At 63.7% G+C, this 19,596-nt stretch carries 20 protein-coding genes and 1 tRNA gene; 10 read left to right on the top strand and 11 right to left on the bottom strand.

Features of this window, described 5'->3' with window-relative positions:
• Window positions 1-16 precede the first annotated feature (16 nt).
• Window positions 17-643, bottom strand: coding sequence for a thioredoxin domain-containing protein (locus VB672_RS17260; RefSeq protein WP_329785436.1), 627 nt, complete (start codon window positions 641-643; stop codon window positions 17-19).
• 299 nt (window positions 644-942) lie between these two features.
• Between VB672_RS17260 and VB672_RS17255 the strand changes: the two genes are divergently transcribed.
• Complete coding sequence (locus VB672_RS17255; protein ID WP_329785435.1) at window positions 943-1,782, top strand: DUF3800 domain-containing protein; 840 nt, start codon at window positions 943-945, stop codon at window positions 1,780-1,782.
• A 278-nt stretch (window positions 1,783-2,060) separates the two neighbouring features.
• Here VB672_RS17255 and VB672_RS17250 read toward each other — a convergent pair whose 3' ends face one another.
• The 4 genes from VB672_RS17250 to fabA all read right to left on the bottom strand — a co-directional run bounded on the left by VB672_RS17250 (window position 2,061) and on the right by fabA (window position 8,099).
• Window positions 2,061-4,637, bottom strand: a complete 2,577-nt coding sequence (locus VB672_RS17250) for a bifunctional diguanylate cyclase/phosphodiesterase (protein ID WP_329785434.1) — start codon at window positions 4,635-4,637, stop codon at window positions 2,061-2,063.
• A gap of 460 nt (window positions 4,638-5,097) precedes the next feature.
• Complete coding sequence (gene fabI, locus VB672_RS17245; RefSeq protein ID WP_329785433.1) at window positions 5,098-5,928, bottom strand: enoyl-ACP reductase FabI; 831 nt, start codon at window positions 5,926-5,928, stop codon at window positions 5,098-5,100.
• 208 nt (window positions 5,929-6,136) lie between these two features.
• A complete protein-coding gene (gene fabB / locus VB672_RS17240; RefSeq protein ID WP_329785432.1) occupies window positions 6,137-7,360 on the bottom strand; it encodes a beta-ketoacyl-ACP synthase I in 1,224 nt (407 codons plus the stop codon).
• A gap of 217 nt (window positions 7,361-7,577) precedes the next feature.
• Window positions 7,578-8,099, bottom strand: a complete 522-nt coding sequence (gene fabA / locus VB672_RS17235) for a 3-hydroxyacyl-[acyl-carrier-protein] dehydratase FabA (RefSeq protein WP_329785431.1) — start codon at window positions 8,097-8,099, stop codon at window positions 7,578-7,580.
• A 237-nt stretch (window positions 8,100-8,336) separates the two neighbouring features.
• Between fabA and irrA the strand changes: the two genes are divergently transcribed.
• From irrA to VB672_RS17220, 3 genes are all read left to right on the top strand, one after another.
• Complete coding sequence (gene irrA, locus VB672_RS17230) at window positions 8,337-8,807, top strand: iron response transcriptional regulator IrrA (protein WP_329785430.1); 471 nt, start codon at window positions 8,337-8,339, stop codon at window positions 8,805-8,807.
• A 147-nt stretch (window positions 8,808-8,954) separates the two neighbouring features.
• On the top strand, window positions 8,955-9,833 hold the full coding sequence (locus tag VB672_RS17225; RefSeq protein WP_329785429.1) for an EamA family transporter: 879 nt from the start codon (window positions 8,955-8,957) through the stop codon (window positions 9,831-9,833).
• Between the two features lie 24 nt (window positions 9,834-9,857).
• On the top strand, window positions 9,858-10,307 hold the full coding sequence (locus VB672_RS17220; protein ID WP_329785428.1) for a GNAT family N-acetyltransferase: 450 nt from the start codon (window positions 9,858-9,860) through the stop codon (window positions 10,305-10,307).
• Here VB672_RS17220 and VB672_RS17215 read toward each other — a convergent pair.
• Entirely contained in the window at window positions 10,297-10,443 is a 147-nt protein-coding gene (locus tag VB672_RS17215; protein ID WP_329785427.1) for a DUF3096 domain-containing protein, read from the bottom strand. The two genes, VB672_RS17220 and VB672_RS17215, sit on opposite strands and share 11 nt — an antisense overlap.
• Before the next feature lie 73 nt (window positions 10,444-10,516).
• Window positions 10,517-11,053, bottom strand: a complete 537-nt coding sequence (locus VB672_RS17210; RefSeq protein ID WP_329785426.1) for an SH3 domain-containing protein — start codon at window positions 11,051-11,053, stop codon at window positions 10,517-10,519.
• A gap of 166 nt (window positions 11,054-11,219) precedes the next feature.
• Here VB672_RS17210 and VB672_RS17205 point away from each other — a divergent pair, with 166 nt between their 5' ends.
• The 4 genes from VB672_RS17205 to VB672_RS17190 all read left to right on the top strand — a co-directional run bounded on the left by VB672_RS17205 (window position 11,220) and on the right by VB672_RS17190 (window position 13,971).
• Window positions 11,220-12,212 (top strand): 2-hydroxyacid dehydrogenase, encoded by a 993-nt coding sequence (locus VB672_RS17205; RefSeq protein ID WP_329785425.1) that lies wholly within the window; start codon window positions 11,220-11,222, stop codon window positions 12,210-12,212.
• Window positions 12,213-12,381: 169 nt separating this feature from the next.
• A complete protein-coding gene (locus VB672_RS17200) occupies window positions 12,382-12,759 on the top strand; it encodes a response regulator (protein ID WP_329785424.1) in 378 nt (125 codons plus the stop codon).
• 193 nt (window positions 12,760-12,952) lie between these two features.
• Complete coding sequence (locus tag VB672_RS17195) at window positions 12,953-13,672, top strand: Crp/Fnr family transcriptional regulator (protein ID WP_329785525.1); 720 nt, start codon at window positions 12,953-12,955, stop codon at window positions 13,670-13,672.
• 17 nt (window positions 13,673-13,689) lie between these two features.
• Window positions 13,690-13,971, top strand: coding sequence for a hypothetical protein (locus tag VB672_RS17190; protein ID WP_329785423.1), 282 nt, complete (start codon window positions 13,690-13,692; stop codon window positions 13,969-13,971).
• Between the two features lie 5 nt (window positions 13,972-13,976).
• Here the strand turns inward: VB672_RS17190 and VB672_RS17185 are convergent, their stop codons facing one another.
• Complete coding sequence (locus tag VB672_RS17185) at window positions 13,977-15,275, bottom strand: flavin monoamine oxidase family protein (protein ID WP_329785422.1); 1,299 nt, start codon at window positions 15,273-15,275, stop codon at window positions 13,977-13,979.
• 54 nt (window positions 15,276-15,329) lie between these two features.
• Between VB672_RS17185 and VB672_RS17180 the strand changes: the two genes are divergently transcribed.
• A complete protein-coding gene (locus tag VB672_RS17180) occupies window positions 15,330-16,061 on the top strand; it encodes a sulfate transporter family protein (RefSeq protein ID WP_329785421.1) in 732 nt (243 codons plus the stop codon).
• Window positions 16,062-16,080: 19 nt separating this feature from the next.
• Here the strand turns inward: VB672_RS17180 and VB672_RS17175 are convergent, their stop codons facing one another.
• A complete protein-coding gene (locus VB672_RS17175) occupies window positions 16,081-17,184 on the bottom strand; it encodes a complex I NDUFA9 subunit family protein (protein WP_329785420.1) in 1,104 nt (367 codons plus the stop codon).
• A 173-nt stretch (window positions 17,185-17,357) separates the two neighbouring features.
• On the opposite strand from VB672_RS17175, the gene VB672_RS17170 reads away from it, so the two are divergent.
• Window positions 17,358-17,442, top strand: a tRNA-Leu gene (locus VB672_RS17170).
• A gap of 100 nt (window positions 17,443-17,542) precedes the next feature.
• Here the strand turns inward: VB672_RS17170 and VB672_RS17165 are convergent.
• Both VB672_RS17165 and VB672_RS17160 read right to left on the bottom strand, forming a co-directional pair.
• The gene (locus VB672_RS17165) at window positions 17,543-18,463 is read right to left on the bottom strand and encodes a GntR family transcriptional regulator (protein WP_329785419.1); all 921 of its coding nucleotides are present in this window, start codon (window positions 18,461-18,463) and stop codon (window positions 17,543-17,545) included.
• Window positions 18,464-18,608: 145 nt separating this feature from the next.
• Entirely contained in the window at window positions 18,609-19,574 is a 966-nt protein-coding gene (locus VB672_RS17160; protein ID WP_329785418.1) for a Bug family tripartite tricarboxylate transporter substrate binding protein, read from the bottom strand.
• Window positions 19,575-19,596 lie beyond the last annotated feature (22 nt).

Genomic DNA, 19,596 nt, shown 5'->3' with positions numbered 1-19,596 from the left:
GGGAAGAAGCGTGCCTTTACCCCCTCGCCCGCGCAATCGCCTCGCGCTTCTGCTCCAGGCTCATGCCGCCGATATAGGCTTCCGTCCCGATCAGGAAGGACGGGGTGGCCACGAGGCCGAGGTCGTTGCCGGTGGTGAACGCATCCTTCATCCAGCCGGTTGTCTTGTCGCTGTCGGCGAGCTCGGTCATGCGCTTGGGATCGCCGCCGAGCTTTTCCGCCTCGGCCAGCGCCCGCGGTCCGTCGACCGTGCCGCGCAAGGAGAACAGCGCAAGATGCAGCGGCAGGTAGCGCTCGGGCCCGTAGAGCTGCAGATAGGCCAGGGCCGCGCGCGTCGCGGCCACCGATTGCGGGCTGAGCACGGCAAAATTCACCAGAACATACGAGAGTTCGGGCTCCGCCTTGAGCAGATCGGGCAGGGCTTGAGCCGAGCGTTTGCACCAGGGGCAGTTGTAGTCGAAATACTCCACCATGATCACGTCGCCATGCTTGTGGCCGAGGCGCACGACGGAGGGCAGATTGAGGGCGTTCTCGATCAGCTCCACCGGGATCAGCTGCGGCTCCGGTGCGGATTGCGCAAAGGCGGGAGCTTTCGTGCCGGACAAGGCAAGACCGGCGAGAACAGCGCGGCGGGACAAGATCATGAACGGAACTCTCGTAAGAAAATCTCCTCGTGCCGCTCGATCATGGCGATGGCAAGGCCAAGGTTCTTTTTCTCGCAGAGACGTGCCATGGCTGTTGTCATCTAGAACGCTAGCACTTTTAGCGTCTGGGCTAATGAGTGTTATCTACGCCAGTTTGAAACGAGATACCCAATTTGCAATCTCGATCCTTCCTGGGGATCAGGAACATTACTGATCACTGATTAGGAATTAGAGCCTTGGAGGTGGTGCGAATTTCAAATATCTCTGGTTGCACAACTTCAATTTAGCAGTTCTTCCTAATGCGCTACATCATCTACTGTGACGAGTCCTCTTCAGGCGGCGTCTTCTATTCCAATTTTTACGGTGGTGCTCTGGTTAGAGCAGATGAAAGAGAAGGTATTGAGGCTGCGCTGAATGCAATAAAGGCGATCCGGAATCTTCAAGGGGAGGCAAAGTGGACGAAGATCAGCGAGTACAATGAAGCTGCCTACATCGATTTGGTCGATTGTTTTTTTGATTTGGTAAAGGCGAATTTGATTAAAGTACGGATCATGTTCACTCAGAACATCAATCAAACTAAGGGTGTAGCCGACTTTGACGCGGAAGATGAGTACTTCAAGCTATATTATCAATTCCTGAAGCATGCATTTGGGCTTCAGTATTGTAACCCAGAGTGCGCAGAGGACATTCACGTTTCGGTTTATCTCGACGACGCACCCGATAACCGGGAGAAGCTTCAGCGCTTCAAATACTTCCTATCTATGCTCTCGCTAAGCAAGGATTTCCGGGCCAGTCGGGTCAAGCTGCTTGAGTCGGAGATTACAGAGATCAACTCAAAGTCACATACGATCTTGCAAGCTGTTGATATTGTGTTGGGCGCTATGCAGTTCCGGTTGAATGATCAGCACAAAGCGAAGCCTGACGGCCAAAGGCTTCGCGGAAAGCGGACACGAGCCAAGGAGCGGGTCTATAAGCATATCAACGCCCGAATTCGAGATATCTACCCAGGCTTTAACATTGGGACTTCAACGGCTCGCTTGGAGTTAAGTCATTCTTGGGAGCATCCCTATCGTCACTGGTGTTTTACACCTCGACAGAGTGTCCGGGATCTTACACGCGGCAAGCGTGCAAATAAATGAGCCCCGCGACCACCTACGTATATACCCCCAGCAAAACTGAAGGCTTCGATGGAAGCAGGGCTCAAATAATAAATAACTAAGGCTGCGACTCAGTTCAACCAATTATAAATTCTATTTGTCAAGTATGAAGGTTTATCAATAGGTTAGCTGTGCACAAACTTGTTGATAACTATTTCCTGAGCTCCCTCAAGCCTTCTTGATAGCCTGCACCGGGGCGGTGCTGGTTCACCGGAGCGGGATGGGCCTTGTCCTACGACGAGGTGCCGGAATGACGGATGTCAAACGCCCGTCCAGGACGTGACGAAGGACGGCACGTCCTCGGCCGGCATGGGGCGGCCGAAGTGATAGCCCTGCACCAGGTCGCAGCTCATGCGCTGCAGGAGGGTCGCCTGGAAGGCGCTCTCGACGCCCTCTGCCACGACCTCGATGCCGAGATTGTGGCCGAGGCTCAGGAGAGCCCTGACGATGGCGGCATCGTCCGCATCCGTCTCCAGGCCGCTCACGAAGGTCCGGTCGATCTTGATCGCATCGACCGGGAAGCGCTTGAGATGCGACAGCGACGCGTAACCGGTGCCGAAATCGTCGAGGGCGATCGTCACGCCCTCCGCACACAAGGCACGCAACGCCCGCTCCACGTATTCGGCGCCGGAGTCGAGAAACACGCTCTCCGTGACCTCCACTTCGAGGCAGCGGGCCGGCACATCCATCCGTCGCAGATCGTCGAGCACCCGCTCGGCATAGTTGTCGCGCCGGAACTCCGCGGCCGAGACGTTGATGGCGATCCGTCCGACCTCGAGGCCCGACTCGAGCCAGCGGCGGATGTCCCTCAGGATGCAGCAGCGCATGCGCTCGCCGATGGCCGTTCCGAGCTCGGTGTCGTTGAAGGCCGGGGCGATCTTTTCCGGAGACTGGATCCCGCCGCGGGGGTGGTTCCAGCGCAGCAGCGCCTCGAATCCGCCGAGCGTGCCTGAGGCCAGCACCACCTTGGGCTGGTAGAACGGCACGATCCAGTCGGACTCCACCGCTCGCGCCGCCACCTCAAGGGCCGAAGCGGTTCGTTGCGACTCCTCCCGCATGGTTGTGACGAACATCTTGAACGACCCGCGCCCGGTCGTCTTGCTGCGGTAGAGAGCCAAATCGGCCTGCTTCTGAAGCTCTTCCGGTCTCATGCCGAGGCCGACGGAGAGGGCGCCTCCGATGCTGGTGCGGCAGTCCAGCAGCTTGCCGTCCCGTCGCAACGGTTCCTGCACGCGGGCGAGAATCGCGTCGGCCATTGCGGCCACGTCGTCCTCTCCGGCGATCCCGGGCAGGATAACGGCGAACTCGTCGCCGCCGAGACGGGCGATCGTGTCGGCGGGCCCGACAACGCTGCGCAGGCGCTGGGCGAACTCCTTCAGCAGAGCGTCGCCGGCATCGTGACCGAATCGGTCGTTGATCTGCTTGAGATGGTCGAGATCCATGACCAGGAGGCCGGTGGCGGGACGCGCTTCGGATACGCCATCGAGCGCCTGCTGAAGGCGTTCACGGAACAATCTGCGGTTGGCGAGCCCCGTGAGATCGTCATGGTGAGCCGCCCAGCGGAGGGTCTCCTCCGTCAGCTTCCGGTCGTGAATGTCCTCGGCCGCGCCGTACCAGCGCAGCACGGCTCCGTCCTCGGCCCGCCGGGCTGCCGCCTGAGAGCGGAACCAGCGGTAGGTCCCGTCGGCCATGCGCAGGCGGTAATCCACGTCGAGATCCTCGCCGGTTGCGACCGAACGAGACCATCTTTCGAGCACGATCGGCGCGTCTTCGGGATGAAGCGCCTGGCTCCAGCCGGTTCCCAGCGAGGTCTCCGCTTTCATGCCGGTGCGATCGTACCAGCGCGAGGAGATATCCAGGACATTGCCCTGCGGATCGGCCGTCCAGGAAATCTGAGGATTGAGCTCGACGGAATGGCGGTGATGCTCTTCGCTTTCGCGCAAAGCCGCATCGTCCCGCTGCCGTTCGATCGCCAGCGCGGCCAGATGCAGCACGGCCTCCATGCGCTCCATCTCGTGGCAGGCCGGGGCGCGGGGCTCGTTATAGTATAGCGCAAGGGTTCCGAGCACTTCGCCGGAGCGCGAGAAGACCGGCTTCGACCAGCAGGCCCGCAGGCCGTGACCGAGTGCGAGGTCGCGCCAGCCGGCCCATAACGGGTCCGAGGCGATGTCGGTGACGATGATGCTGCTGCGCATATGGGCGGCCGTGCCGCACGAGCCGGCGATCGGTCCGACGGCCACGCCGTCGATGGCCGCATTGTAGGCGGCAGGAAGGCTGGGAGCCGCGCCGTGCCGCAGCAGACTGCCCTCCGGATCGTACAGGAGGATCGAGCAGCGTGCGTCGGGAATCCGTTCCTCGGTCAAAAGGCAGAGCGCGTTCAGAATCTCTCCCAGAGGCTGGCCGGCTGCGACCATCTCCAGGACACGGGCATGATCCCGGAGGGTGCGCTCCGCCTCTTTCCGGTCATGAATGTCTTCCGTCGTTCCGTACCAGAAGATGATCGCGCCGGCCTCGTCCCGGTGGGCTGCGGAACTGGAGCGGCACCAGCGGTAGCTGCCGTCGGCGGTTTTGATCCGATATTCGCACTGATAGGGAGAACCCGTGTCCAGGCTTTCGCGCCTCGTCTGCACCAGACGGGACAGATCCTCCGGATGGACGAGCTTCACCCAACCGTTGCCGACAAGCCGCTCGGGAGGCTCCCCGATCCACTCGGACCAGCCGGGCCCAACCTGAACGACCTGTCCGCTCGCGTCGGCAAGCCAGGGAATCTGCCGGCTCAGGGCGAAGGCGTAATGATACAGATTATCAAAGACGCTTGGGTCTTCCCTTTGCGGCATGCTGAAATCTTCACGAGGTATCTCGCCAAGCGAAGAGAAATCGATGTCCTTATTCCATTGCATATCGCAAACCAGGGTGCCGCGAATATCGAATAAATTCTTGGCTTATATCAGAATGCCTGTCCATTAGGATGAATGAACTAACTTGGCCGTGGGCAGAGCTGTCACAGGCCGTCTTTTACTGATGATTTATTAGTAAGGTTAAGCGGCCATTCGAAGCATTGATGACTCGGCATCAAGCCCGAGGAGCCAGATGAGGACTCTTATGGCCCCTCGGAGCGGTGTCGGTGGATGCGACCTCCTGCGCGACTAGATTTGCTGCGCAGGAGGAGCGCCAGAGGCAGCCGCTCAAGATGTCAGAAGCTCGTGGAAAAAGCTCAAGCGCATCGGGCGAAAAGCGCAGCCAGCTTTTCGCCACAAAAGATGCGCCGCTGAAGCGATTGCGCACTGGTTTGAGGCTTTAGCCCTCTTCCCCCGTCACGCCCGCGGCATCCTGGGCCTTCAGGATCTCGGGGCGGGGCATCGAGATGATGTTGTAGCCGGAATCCACGTAGTGGATCTCGCCGGTCACGCCGTTGGACAGGTCGGAGAGCAGGTAGAGGGCCGAGCCGCCGATATCCTCGATGGTCACCGTCCGGCGAAGCGGGGCATGGGCCTTCTGGTACGTGAACATGAGGCGCGCGTCCGAAATGCCGGCGCCGGCCAGCGTGCGCACCGGGCCTGCCGAGATCGCGTTGCAGCGGATGCCCTGGGGGCCGAGATCGGACGCGATGTAGCGCATGGAGGCTTCCAACGCCGCCTTCGCCACGCCCATCACGTTGTAGTTCGGCATGACCCGGGTGGAGCCGCCATAGGTGAGGGTCAGGAGCGATCCGCCATTCCTCATGCGCTTGGCGGCGCGTTGGGCGATCTCCGTGAAAGAGAAGCAGGAGATCACCATGGTGCGCGAGAAGTTCTCGCGGGTGGTGACGTCCACGTAGGAGCCCTTGAGCTGCGACTTGTCGGAGAAGCCAATGGCATGAACCACGAAGTCGAGTCCGTCCCAATGCCGGTCGAGGGTTTCGAAGACTCCATCGACCGAGGCGATGTCCTCGACGTCGCAGGGAACGACGAGGCTGGAGCCGAGGGACTGCGCCAGGGGCGTGACGCGCTTGCCCAGGGCCTCACCCTGGTAGGTGAAGGCGAGCTCCGCTCCATGCTGGGCCAGGGTCTTGGCAATGCCCCAGGCGATGGAATGATCATTGGCGACGCCCATGATGAGGCCGCGCTTTCCTTGCATCAGACCGGTCACTTGGGTCCCCCTATGCATCGGCTCCATGGTGCGACGCCAATTGTTATGAAAGTGTGCATCGCGGGCCGGAAGAATCGTGTCGGTGAGCGTGTCCATGCGAGGTCCCCCAGAAATCAACTGGGCATCGCATGGAGCCGTCTCAGGTTTATGACAGTGTTAGAGCATCGATTCCAAAAGTGGAAACCACTTTTGGAATGCAGCAGATGCGTTAGCCGTTGTAACGGCTGAAGACCAGTGTGGCGTTGGTGCCGCCGAACCCGAAGGAGTTCGACAGGACGGTGTCGATCCTGGCATCGTCGACGCGGCTGCGGACGATGTTCATGTCGGCGAATTCCGGATCGAGCTCGTCGATATGGGCGCTCTCGCAGATGAAGCGGTTGTTCATCATCAGCAGCGAATAGATCGCCTCCTGCACGCCGGTGGCGCCGAGCGAATGGCCGGTGAGCGATTTCGTCGCAGAGATCGGCGGGCACTTGTCGCCCGAGCCGAAGACCTGGCGGATCGCCTCGATTTCCTTCTGGTCGCCGACCGGAGTCGAGGTGGCATGCGGGTTGATGTAGTCGACCGGATTGTGGACGTCCTTGAGGGCCATGCGCATGCAGCGGATCGCGCCCTCGCCCGAGGGAGCCACCATGTCGTAGCCGTCGGACGTCATGCCGTAGCCGACGATCTCGCCGTAGATGCGGGCACCGCGCGCCTTGGCGTGCTCAAGTTCCTCCAGCACCAGCACGCCCGCGCCGCCGGCGATGACGAAGCCGTCGCGGTTGGCATCATAGGCCCGGGACGCGCGGGACGGGGTGTCGTTGTACTTGGTGGACATGGCCCCCATGGCGTCGAAGAGGTTGGACATGGTCCAGTCCAGGTCCTCGCAGCCGCCGGCGAACATCACGTCCTGCTTGCCGTACTGGATCATCTCGTAGGCGTTGCCGACGCAGTGGTTCGAGGTCGCGCAGGCGGACGAGATCGAATAGTTCACGCCCTTGATCTTGAACCAGGTCGCGAGCGTGGCGGACGCCGTGGAGGACATCGCCTTCGGCACGGCGAAGGGGCCGATGCGCTTGGGGCCCTTGTCGCGGGTGATGTCGGCCGCTTCCATGATGATCCGGGTGGAGGGGCCGCCCGAGCCCATGATGATGCCGGTGCGCTCGTTGGAGATCTCGCTCTCCTCGAGGCCCGAATCCCGGATCGCCTGGTCCATGGCCACATGGTTCCAAGCCGTGCCGCGGGCATGGAAGCGCATGGCACGCCGGTCGACGATCTCCTCCGGGTTGAGGCTGGGAGCGCCGTGAACCTGGCAGCGGAAGCCGTATTTCGTGTAATCCTCAGCCTTGCTGATGCCGGACTTCGCTTCACGCAAAGAGGCAAGCACCTCCTGCGTGTTGTTGCCGATGGACGACACGATGCCCATTCCGGTGACGACGACGCGCCTCATAGCCTACCTCTTCTAAGGATCTTCACTGCCAGCCTTAACGTTTCAACACGTAAGGTCGACCCTGCTCATTCTCAACACTGAGCCATGCGAATGGGATGAAAGCGTGATCCCAAGATCGAAGGCCCTGCCGTGGAACGGCAAGGCTGGTTCTTTAAAAAAGAAGACGCTTTGTCAATACGTTGGAACAGGCCTGACCTTCGGGCACTACCAAAAAGGCCTAGCCGCCGGCGGCTTCCTCCGACTGGAAAAGGCCGACGCGCATGTCCTTGGCCTCGTAGATCCGGCGGCCGTCGGCCTCCAGCCAGCCGTCGGCGATGCCGAGCACCAGCTTCGAGCGGAAGACGCGCTTGAGATCGACCCCGTAGACGACCTTCTTGACCGTGGGCAGCACCTGATCGGTGAACTTCACCTCGCCGACTCCCAGCGCGCGGCCACGGCCGGCCGAGCCGCCCCAGCCGAGGAAGAAGCCCGTCATCTGCCAGAGCGCGTCCAGCCCCAGGCAGCCCGGCATGACCGGGTCGCCCTTGAAGTGGCAGGGGAAGAACCAGAGATCCGGCCGCACGTCGAGTTCCGCCAGCACATGGCCCTTGCCGTAGGCGCCGCCATCCTCGCCGATGGAGGTGATCCGGTCGAACATCAGCATGGGCGGAAGCGGCAATTGCGCATTGCCGGGGCCGAACAATTCTCCGCGCCCGCAGGCAAGGAGCTCTTCATAGGTAAAGCTGGACTGGCGGGCCATTCCGGATGCCGATCCTTTCATCGCGTCTCGAAAAAGCGGTCTCGAGAAAGCCCCGGGACCTGGGTGCGGGCTCTGGTAGCACAGGCTTGGCCATCCATCAAAGGGACCGGAGCCGGGATTCTTTCGCCATGGTCAGGGAGCATTTCAGCCGTCATCGCAGGGCAGCCTTGCAGTAACCCTCTCGCTTTCTTATGATTGTGATGTTAGAAGCGCCCATCCGATCATTCAGTTCCGCCGATGACAGATCCTTTGTCCGCCTATATCGAGTCCACCACCTCTCCGGTTCACCGGAAGGGGTGCCCCGTGTCCGAATTGCGGGACAAGCTGCGTCGCGTCGGCCTGCGCCCGACCCGGCAGCGCGTGTCCCTGGGCTGGCTTCTGTTCGGCAAGGGCGACCGGCACATCACGGCTGAAATGCTCTTCGACGAGGCGTCCCGCGCCCGCGTCCCGGTCTCCCTGGCAACCGTCTACAACACCCTGCACCAGTTCACGGAAGCCGGCCTGCTGCGCCAGCTCGCGGTGGACGGGGCCAAGGCCTATTTCGACACCAACCCGACGGAGCATCACCACTTCTTCCTGGAGGAAGAGGGCGAGCTCGTCGACATGCCGTCCTCCGGCATCAGCGTCGCCGACCTGCCCGAGCCGCCGGACGGCATGGAAGTGGCTGGCGTCGAGGTCATCGTCCGCCTGCGCCGCAAGGGCGCCTGACGTCCCGCACCCTTCTCTTCAGGGAGAGCGGTGCCCGGTTTTCGCTGACGCGGACCTCCGGTTCCGCATTGGACGGTGCGCCGCCTGAGGGATTGAGCATCGGGTCGATCCCGAAAGTGCCTTCCATTTTTGGGTCCGATGCTCCAGATGCCGCTCAGCCACAGCCTCGTCGCCCTTCTCGTCACGGCCATCTGGGGCCTGAGCTTCGTCGTCATCAAGCTCGGGGTCGGCACCACGCCGCCCCTGCTGCTGGCGGCGCTGCGCTTCCTCTTCGCCGCGCTCCCCGCCGTCTTCTTCGTCCCTCGGCCGAAGACAGACTGGCGCAACGTCGCGGCCTACGGCTTCTTCCTCGGGGTCGCCCAGTTCGGGCTGCTGTTTGCCGCCCTTGCGATCGGCATGCCGGCGAGCCTCGCCTCCGTGGTCATGCAGGCGCAGGTCTTCTTCACGATCCTCTTCGCGGCCCTGCTCATGGGCGAGCGGCCGGGGCCGCATCAGGTGATCGGCGGCTTCGTCGCCAGCCTCGGCCTCGTGCTCATCGCCTGGCCGCGCATGACGGGCGGCGGTGCCATTCCCTTCCTCATGACGGTGCTGGCCGCCGCCTCATGGGGCGTGGCCAACATCGTCTCCAAGCGGGCGGGCCGGGTCGACATGCTCGGATTCATCGTCTGGTCGAGCCTGGTGGCGCCCCTGCCGCTGTTCGGCCTGTCGCTCTGGCTCGATGGGCCCGACCGGGTGTTCGCGGCGCTCGCGCAGATCGACGGCGCCACCCTGGCGGCGGTCGCCTATCTCGCCTATCCGACGACGGTCTTCGCCTTCGGCGTCTGGGCCTATCTCCTGTCCCGCCACCCGGCGGCCACCGTGACGCCCTTCGCCCTGTTCGTCCCCGTGGCGGGCATTCTCGGCTCGGCTCTGATCCTGGGCGAAGCCATGCACCCGATTGAGGCCGTGGGTGGGGCGGTGATCGTCCTGGGCTTGACGGTGAACGTTTTCGGGGCGCGGCTCCTTCGACGCCTGCGCCCGCAATAGAGCTGATCGGGAGGACGCGACAGAATGAGCGAGCTGCAGATCGAGACCGTTTCCGCGGTGACGCCCGAACTGGTCGAGGGGGTCAACCGGCTGCTGCCCCAGCTGACCTCCTCGCCGAAGACCTTGAGCTGGAGGGATCTCGAGGCGATTGTTGCCTCGTCCTCGTCCCTGATCATCCTGGCCCGCTGCGATCAGGAACCGGCCGGAATGCTGACCCTCGGATGGTTTTCCGCACCGACCGGGCCACGGGCCTTCATCGACGACGTGGTGATCGACGAGCGCTACCGCGGCCGGGGAATCGGCGAGGCCCTCGTCCGTTCGGCCCTGGACCATGCCCGTCGGTTGGGAGCCAACACGGTCGACCTGACATCTCGCCCGGCCCGCGAGGCCGCGAACCGGCTGTATCGGCGCATCGGCTTTGAGCAGCGCGAAACGAATTCCTATCGCTATCGGTTCGATGCGGTCAGCGGATGAAGCCGAAGCCGACCAGCGCGTAGACGATCAGGAAGATCGCCACGAAGATGTTCAGGAAGCGCGGCGCCACGATGGACGCGATGCCGAGGACCAGGGCAAGGATCGGCAGCAGCTTGAAGCTCAGGTTGATACTCATGGAGGCAGGCTTTCGGAGAAAAGGAAACGGTGTTTCCTTCTAGAACCCAAAAGCTTGATAAATTGGAAAAGCCCTATTCGACCGTCTCATTGGGATAGACGCCCCACAGCTTTTCCTGCTGGATGTAGCCGTCCACGTCGCGAGCCCCGTCCATGACGATCATCACTTGGCACCATTTGCCGTTGCAACCCTTGATGTTGGTGATTACGCCCGGCTGCAGATGGGCGGCGACGCCGCTCTTCTCGTCCATTTGGTAGAACAGGCTGATCGGCGGCTGGTTGCCCTTCGCCCAGGGCATCACGAGGGCCGTACGCCGCCCCGACAGAAGGGAATGGAGGACCCAGCCTTCCGTGCCCTCCGAATCGCGGATGCGCCGCCAGGTCTCGTATTCGGCGATGATCTCCACCGGAAGACCGGCACGCTGGAATACCCAGGCGGTCCTGTGATCCTTGGACGGGCCTTCGCGCAGGTTCACCCGGTCCGTCTTGAGGCTGACATAGCGCGGCACCGGCAGACCGGTGCCAAGTCGGCCGCCCGGGGGCTGCTGCTGGCCCAGGGCCGATGCGGCGCTCAGGCTGACAAGAGCAAGGGCAAGGACGATCTTGCGCATGGTTCCCCCGGATAGTGGCTTTGTCTTGGGTTGAGGCTCTGGTAGAGAAGCTTGACGGAGACCGCCACGCGGCGGGTCGTCACCTTTGATCGCCGAAGCAGAGTTAAGAGAGCGTGAAACTCTTTAAACTTCGCGGGTTTTTCAGTGCTGGGGACGCTTGAAGTCGATGAAGAAGAGACCGGTCGTCGTTGTCACCCGCCGCCTGCCTGATGTGACCGAGACGCGCCTGCGCGAATTGTTCGACACGCGCCTCAACCTCGAGGACAAGCCTCTCTCGGCGCAGGAACTCGCCGACGCGGTCAAGACGGCCGATGTGCTCGTGCCGACGATTACGGACGAGATCGATGCCGCGGTCCTGGAGCAGGCCGGCCCCAATCTGAAGCTCATCGCCAATTTCGGCAACGGCGTCGACAACATCGACGTCTCGGCGGCCGTAGCCAAGGGCATCGCCGTCACCAACACGCCCGGCGTCCTCACCGAGGACACAGCCGACATGACCATGGCGCTGATCCTGGCGGTCGCCCGGCGCATCCCGGAAGGCGCCCGGGTGATCCCGGACGGAAACTGGGCCGGCTGGTCGCCGACCTGGATGCTCGGCCGGCGCATCACGGGAAAACGCCTCGGCATCGTCGGCATGGGCCGCATCGGCCAGGCGCTGGCCCGGCGGGCGAAGGCCTTCGGACTATCGATCCACTATCACAACCGCCGCCACGTGCCGCCGAAGATCGAGGCGGAGCTCGAGGCGACCTACTGGGAATCCCTCGACCAGATGCTGGCCCGCATGGACATCGTGTCCGTGAACTGCCCGCACACGCCCGCCACCTATCACCTGCTCTCGGCCCGGCGCCTCAAGCTCATGAAGCCCGACGCCATTCTGGTGAACACTGCCCGGGGCGAGATCATCGACGAGGGTGCGCTCACCAAGCTCATCGAAGCCGGCGCCATCGCGGGCGCAGGCCTCGACGTGTTCGAGGAGGAGCCGGCGGTCAATCCGCGCCTCGTACGGCTCGCGCGTCAGGGCAAGGTGGTGCTGCTGCCGCATATGGGCTCGGCGACCCACGAGGGGCGCGTCGCCATGGGCGAGAAGGTCATCGTCAACATCCGGGCCTTCGTCGACGGCCACAAGCCGCCGGATCGCGTGCTGCCCAGCATGCTTTGACGGCCTGCATATCGGGGTCGAGGCCGGAAACACGTCTGGTCCGCAGGCCGCGGCTCTTCTGCGCGTTGGGGCCTTGCCTTGAAGCCTCGATAACATATGTTAATCGACACGATTCGTCTGAGCCGACCTCTCAACTCCGAACCACTCTTGCGTGAGCAATCAGGATCCGATGAACGGCCACGCGACTCCTCCGCGATCTGTCGTCCTCCTGGTGGAGGATGAGATCTTCGTCCGGATGGCGACCGCCGACGCGCTCATGGATGCCGGATTCGAGGTGATCGAAACCGTCAACGCCGAGGCGGCGCAGGTCATTCTTCAAAGCCGGAGCGATATTCAGGTTCTCTTCACCGACGTGAGAATGCCCGGTTCCATGGATGGGCTCGAACTCGCACGCCTTGTTCGCCGCCAATGGCCCCACATCTCGGTCGTGATCACGTCCGGTCACCTGGAGCCAGCCAAGGCCGCTTTGCCGGACAACGCTGTCTTCATCGCAAAGCCCTATGGCGACCAGGCTCCCGCACGGGCGATCCAAGCGCTGCTGGGCTGACCCAATCAAAAGGGGCGGATCAAGCGTCACCGTCACTGGCATGAGCGCTCCTCCACACCTTCACAGGACCGTGAAGGTGTGGGGTGCGACTCCGCGAAACTAGAATCCATCCTGAGCATAAACATATGTGAGTGCGGCTAAGAATGGAGTTTGGCCAGAACAAGTCTGTTTCGATGCCCCAGCCATGACCCGTATGACCAACCCCCTGATTCTGAAGCTCGACCAGCGCGACCGACTCTCCGATGACGAGAAGAGGGCGCTGGAGAACGCGATCACGCGCATCCGGGTCGTCGAGGCCGATGAGGATATCGTGCGGGAGGGTGATCGTCCGGCGGAAAGCTGTCTGCTCCTCGACGGATTCGCCGCCCGTTACAAGATTGTCTCCAACGGACGGCGCCAGATCTCGGCTCTGCATGTGGCCGGAGATTTCATCGATCTGCACAGCTTCCTGCTGAAGACGATGGACCATGGGGTTTCGGCTCTGACCACCTGCCGGATCGCCCATGTTCCCCATGCGACGCTTGAAAAGATCACCGACGAGTACCCGCACCTGACACGGATGCTCTGGCTCGACACGCTGATCGACGGCGCCATTCACCGGGAATGGCTGACCGCCATGGGCCGCCTCTCCGCCACGGCGCATATGGCCCACCTGATCTGCGAGCTGTACCTGCGTCTGAAGACGATCGGCCGGGCCGAAGGCGACACGATCCAGCTTCCGATCACCCAGGCGGAACTCGGCGATACTCTTGGCCTCTCCACCGTCCACGTGAACCGCGTGCTGCAGGAGCTGCGCAAGGAAGGGCTGATCCGTTTCCAGGGTGATGCGTTGACCATTCTCGATTGGGAGCGGCTGAAGAAGGTCGGCGAGTTCACCTCGACCTATCTCAGCCTCCAGAACGAGGATCGATAGCCTGGGCCTGCTGACAGATGACGCGTGACATTACACTCCTGCCGATGCCCGTTCTGGCGGATGGCGGCCGGCACGAAGGTCAGCTTATTCTCGCGGACGGGCAGCTCGTGGCCGTCTTCACCTGGGTGACGCCGGAGGAAACCGTCGGCGGCCAGGAGCGCGCCGGAGGCTGGTTCCTGGAAGCAGGCTTCGGCCCCTGCAGCACCCTGCTCAGTGTGACGCCTCCGGTCCTGGCCACCCTCGACGAGGCCGTGAACTGGGTACAGGCCCGGCTGGACAACGGCTTGGCTCAGCCCTGATCTCGTCAGCGGAGCTGGGCAATGATCTCGTCGGCGGCTCTCTCGCCCTCTTCCCAGGCTCCTCCGGCCGTGCCCCATTGGGCCCGCGAGAGCGCCTCGCCGGCAAACCAGATCCGGTCCCCGACCGGCGCCTTCAGGACGTCCCGGATGGCGTAAAGCCCCGGAGGCACCACGGCCCAGGAGGCGCGCGACCAGGGATCGTGCCGCCACGTCGTATGGTGAACGGCCGAGAGATTCCTGATCGCCCGGTAGCCGAAATGCTCGGCCAGAACCTCCCGCGCATAGCGATAGGGCGCATGGGCGTCCCGGCGGTCGAACGCGGCGGCAGCGGGCTGATCGAGCTCGAAGAAATGGAACGGCGTGCCGTCGATGCGGGTCAGGAGGCCCGGCGGCTGCCGGCGCGTTCCCGTCAGGCTCGCCAGCCGGTCCGCGCCGCGAAAGGGCGTGTCCGGCCAGTGCAGGATCACGTGTTCATAGACGCCCTGGGTGAAACCGTGAACGGCTTCCCCGACCCTGTTGGGGAGTGCGGGCGCAAAGCGGATCGCCTCCTGCTGCAGCACGGCCATGGGGGTGGTGACGATGACGGCCCTGGCCTGGAGCGTCCCGGCCGAAGAGTCGATCCTCACGCCTCGCCCGGACCAGTCGACGGCATGAACGGCAGTGCCGAGCCGAACCGGCAGATCGTGGCCGAGACGACCCAGATAAGCGCCGAGGCCGCCTGCAATGAACAGGTTGTCCGCATATTCCATGCTCGGGAAATCGTGCAGGCTGACCTCGTCGAGCGGCCGGCCCGAGACGAGGCCGTGAATGGCCGCCACCCGTCGCCCCTGCGGCCCCATCGGCGGGAGCGCTCTGGCTGCCGGCTGATCCTCGCAGCTCTTGGCCGCCTGGGTCATCGCCCGGTCGGCCATGGCGAAGGCACGGTCGAGAGCCGCGCGTTCGGCCCGGCTGCCGGGTCTGCCGCGCACGAAGAAATGCCCATTCACCGGCGCCCGGCGCAGCGGCTCGCCGCGCAGGTGCCCGAGCCTCACCAGAGGATTGATCGGACCCGCATGCAGCCAATGGGCGCCCAGATCGACCGGATGGCCCTTGAATCGTCGCGTGACCGTGCGTCCGCCCATGCGGTCCCGCGCCTCCAGCACCGTGACCGTCAGGCCCGAGGCCAGCAGCCGTCGTGCCGCGGCGATCCCGGCGCTTCCCGCGCCGACGATCGCCACGTCCGGATTGGAATCCAGGCTCCTGGCCGTTTCACCTTCCAAGGGCACGATGATCTCCAGCTCTCGCTTTGCGGCGCGGTCGTTCATAAGTAAGGTCCACCGTCCCGATCAAGGGAGGTCTTGTCAGGAGACGAACGACAGATGCTGGTCCAATCGGTTTTCGCGGCGGCCCGCGAGGTCTTCTCGCCCGCGCTGCGACGCATCCTCTGGAAATCGATCGGATTGACGGTGGCGCTGCTCGTTCTGGTCTGGCTCGGGCTGACCAAGCTGTTCGACATCTTCCTGACCGATCACGATCTGAGCGCCACCTATCCGATCATCGACAGCTTCGCGTTCTTCCTTGCAGGGTTCGGCCTGTTCGTCGCCCTGATCTATCTGCTGCCGGCGATCTCCGCCATCGTGGCGGGCTATTTCCTCGACGACGTGGCCGAGGTCGTGGAGCGCAAGGACTATCCGGCCGAGGTGCCCGGCCAGGCTCTGCCCTTCGGAAAATCCCTTCTCTACGGCCTTCGCTTTGCCGGCCTGTCCCTCCTGGTGAACCTCGGCGCCCTGCTCCTGTTCTTCATCCCGGGCATCAATATCGGCGTGTTCTTCATCGCCAATGCCTATCTGCTGGGGCGGGAATATTTCGAGCTGGCGGCGGGCCGCTTCTGGCCGGCCGAGGACGTGGCGCGCCTGCGCACCGAGCACCGGGGCACGGTGCTGGCCGCCGGTGCCGTGGTGGCGGCTCTGGTGCTCGTGCCGGTGGTGAACCTGATCACGCCGGTCTTCGGCGCGGCCTTGATGGTTCACCTGCACAAGAGGCTCACGCATGGCGCGGGAAAGCGAATGCCGCTTCGCCATGTGGAGCAAGCGTCGGTCGAGAAGGCCTGAAGGGGCGGAAGACCGCTCCTCAGCGGCTCGCCTGCTGGCCTATGGCGGGACCGGACGCCCGCTCCGGGTGGAAGTCGGATCCGGCTCCCCCTGAGCGGGGTGCGAGCAGGTCCGGGGTCGTCTGCTTTGCGTTGCGCTTGAGGTCGAACTGGCCGGTCTTGCGGAAGCGCAGGAGATAGGCCGGCACGATCGCCTCGATGGTGGTGGGCGCAAGACCGAGGCCCTGGAGCGTGCGGCCCTCGCGCAGAGCGGCTTCCGAGACCACGTTGTCCGTCTCCAGCAGGATTGCCTGGTCGCGGGTCGTCACGAGCTCGTCCGGGATGAGCCCCAGGGTCAGCCAGTCGAGGGTGCCCAGGGCGCTGCCCATGGTCCGCGCCAGGTTGTTCGGCACAGGCAGGATGACGCGCTTGCGCTCGGTGACCTCGAACACGAATTCCATCATCTGGCGCATGGTGCGGATCTCGGGGCCGCCGAGCTCGTAGACGCGCCCGCCGGGTGCCGCGCCGTCCACCGCCCGCACGACGGCCTCGGCCACGTCGCCGGCATAGACCGGCTGGAAGCGGGTCTCGGCCCCCGGCAGCGGCAGCACGGGAAGCATGCGGGCGAGCGTCCCGAAGCGGTTGAAGGCGCTGTCGCCCGGCCCGAACATCAGGGACGGGCGCAGGATCACCGCATCCGGCCGCGCCTCGAGCAGGGCGGCTTCGCCCTCGGCTTTCGTGCGAGCATAGGCCGATTCCGAATTCGCATCGGCCCCGATGGCCGAGACATGGGTGAAGGACACGGCCTTCTTGGCGAGCCGCGCGATCATGGCCGGCGCCTTGGCCTGGAGCGTATCGAAGTGCTGGCGGCCGGTTTCCTGCAGGATGCCCACGAGGTTGACCACGTGGTCCGCCCGCGCCACCGCATGGGCGACCGAATCCTCGTTGCGCAGGTTGGCATGGATCGGATTGATCTGCCCTACCTTGCCCAGGGGCAGGAAGTTCGCGAGATTCGGCTGGCGGGTCGGCACGAGAACACGATAGCCGCGCTCGGCCAGGCGGCTCACCACGTAACGGCCGAGAAAGCCTGATCCGCCGAAGACGGTGACGGTTTGCTGCTCAGGCGTGCGAAGGGCACCGATCATGAAACTCTCCTGCCCGACGAAGGGCTTGAGCTTGGGTGGGGAATTTAAAATGTCTCTAGTCAAACGCTGATCCCCTGTGAAGAGGTGCAGCCGCAAGAAAGCGCATCCGTCGCATTTTCAGCGATTGACGAAGCCTGAGAAGCACCGTAAACGAAGCCTCGCCGACGAGGCATGCCCAGGTGGCGGAATTGGTAGACGCACTGCTTTCAGGTAGCAGCGGGTAACACCGTGGAGGTTCGAGTCCTCTCCTGGGCACCATCCCTTCTCTAAGGGGTTGATGCAAAAGAAATCCGGCATCACCGGACGTGAAGCGCCAGACGGGCCGATAAGTGCCCGCTGTTCTCGGCCCTTCCATAATTCAGCGCTCCAGGATCGGCCTGATCTCCTGAAGGTTTTCGATCGTGTGTTCCAGGTGGCGTCGAAGCGCCTGGGAGGCGTCCGCGTTCCTGCCGCGTTCCAGGAGTTCGAGAATCTGCAGGTGTTCCTCGCATTGCTGGCGGTAGCGCTTGCGGTCGACCATCGACCGGTAGGAGAGCAGGCGGCGGACGCGGTTGATGCGTCGGACGGCTTCCAGGAAGAACGGGTTGCCGGAGGCTCCGATGATCGCCTCGTGAAACCGGACGCCGCGCTCGTGGAGCGCGTCGGCGCTGTCCGTCTCGATGGCTCCGCCCAGGAGCCGCAGCTCCGCCTCGCGGCAGCGGGCCGCTGTTTCGGGATCCAGGTGATAGCGCGGCTCCAGCAACGCCGCCGGTTCGAGCGCGAGGCGCACGCGATAGGTCTGCTCCAGGCTCTCCGGGGTCGTCAGCATGGGCGAGAAGGACCAGCCGTAGCCTGGGCGACGCTCGGCCCAGCCTTCCTGGGCGATCCGGCCTAGAACTGCGTTCAGCTGCGCCTTCGTGACCACATAGGTATCCTTGAGATAGGCCTCGGAAGCCGGATCCGGCAGGCGGCCGTGAAGGTGATCCTCGGCGATCCTGAAATAGATCTCCGACGCATCGTCCTTCGCGGCCAGCCCGAGGCTCTCCGGCGATGCGCCCTTGAGGTCCGACACGAAGTAGCCGCGGTTGCGCTCGTGGGTGAGGACGCCCTTGGCGGCGAGCAGCTGCAGGGCCTGGCCGACGGGAAACCGGGACACATTGAACCGCTCCGCCAGTTCCTGTGCGGTGACGTGTGTGCCGACAGCCAGTCCGGATCCGCGGATATGGTCAAAGATCTGGGCGGCGAGACCTTCGGTCAACTCGCGCTTTCCGCTGACCGGGCGCTCTCCGGCTAAACTCATGACCACGACCTTGCACTCAACCTTCAAGAACGGCTTGATCCTTCTTTACGCGATTTGTCGCGACCCGGGTACTCCGAGGCGTCACGAGGGAGACTTTCGATTTGGAATGGGGAGCCCCCGCTGGGCTCCCCGGACTCTTGGACGATCAGGACTTCACGAGGCCGATCGACTTCAGCACGTCGCCGACGCGGGCCTGCTCCTCCTTCAGGAAGGATTCGAACGGGGCTCCCGCCAGGTAGAAGTCCTCCCAGCCGCGCTGCTTCAGGATCTCGGCCCATTCCTTCGACTTGACCAGCTTGTCGATGGTCTCGGCATGAGCCTTCTTCTGGTCCGCCGTGATGGCGGGAGGCGCCATGATGGCACGCCAGTTCACGACTTCCACGTCCATGCCCTGCTCCTTCAGGGTGGGAACGTCGGCACCGGCGAGCCGCTTGCCGGACGAGATGGCGAGCGCCCGCAGCTTGCCGGCCTTGATCTGGCTCTCGAACTCGCCGTAGCCGGACACGCCCGCCGTCACGCGGCCGCCGAGCATGGCCGCCAGGGCCTCGCCGCCGCCCGAGAAGGCGATGTAGTTGACCTTTGACGGCTCGGAGCCGGCCGCCTTGGTGAACAGGGCGGCCAGGATGTGGTCCGCGCCGCCTGCCGAGCCCCCGGCCCAGGTCACCTTCGCCGGATCCGCCTTCACGGCATCGGCCAGTTCCTTGACCGACTTGATGGGAGAATTCGCCGGCACCACGATCACCAGCGGATCGCCCGTGAGGCGCGCGATCGGGGTGACTTGATCGAGATTGACGGGCGACTTGTTGCTCAGGATCGCGCCGATCATGGTGATGCCGTTGACCATGAGCTGGTTCGGGTCGCCCTTGGCGTTGTTCACGAACTGCGCCAGACCGATGGTGCCGCCGGCGCCGGTCACGTTGGTGACCTGAACGCTCTTGGCGAGGCCGTTCTGCGTGAGCACCTGCTGGATGGAGCGGGCAGCCGAATCCCAGCCGCCGCCGGGGCCTGCCGGCGCCATGATCTTGAGTTCCTGCTGAGCGAAGGCCGATGACGCGACAAGTGTGAGAGCGGCGACGGCAACGCCGCGGATCGTCTTGGTGAAGTGGCTCACGAGTTCCTCCCTTTAAGGTTGC

Origin of the sequence: Microvirga sp. CF3016, from assembly GCF_036314085.1 — a bacterium.
Taxonomy (GTDB): domain Bacteria; phylum Pseudomonadota; class Alphaproteobacteria; order Rhizobiales; family Beijerinckiaceae; genus Microvirga.
This window is presented reverse-complemented; position numbering and strand designations above follow the sequence as displayed.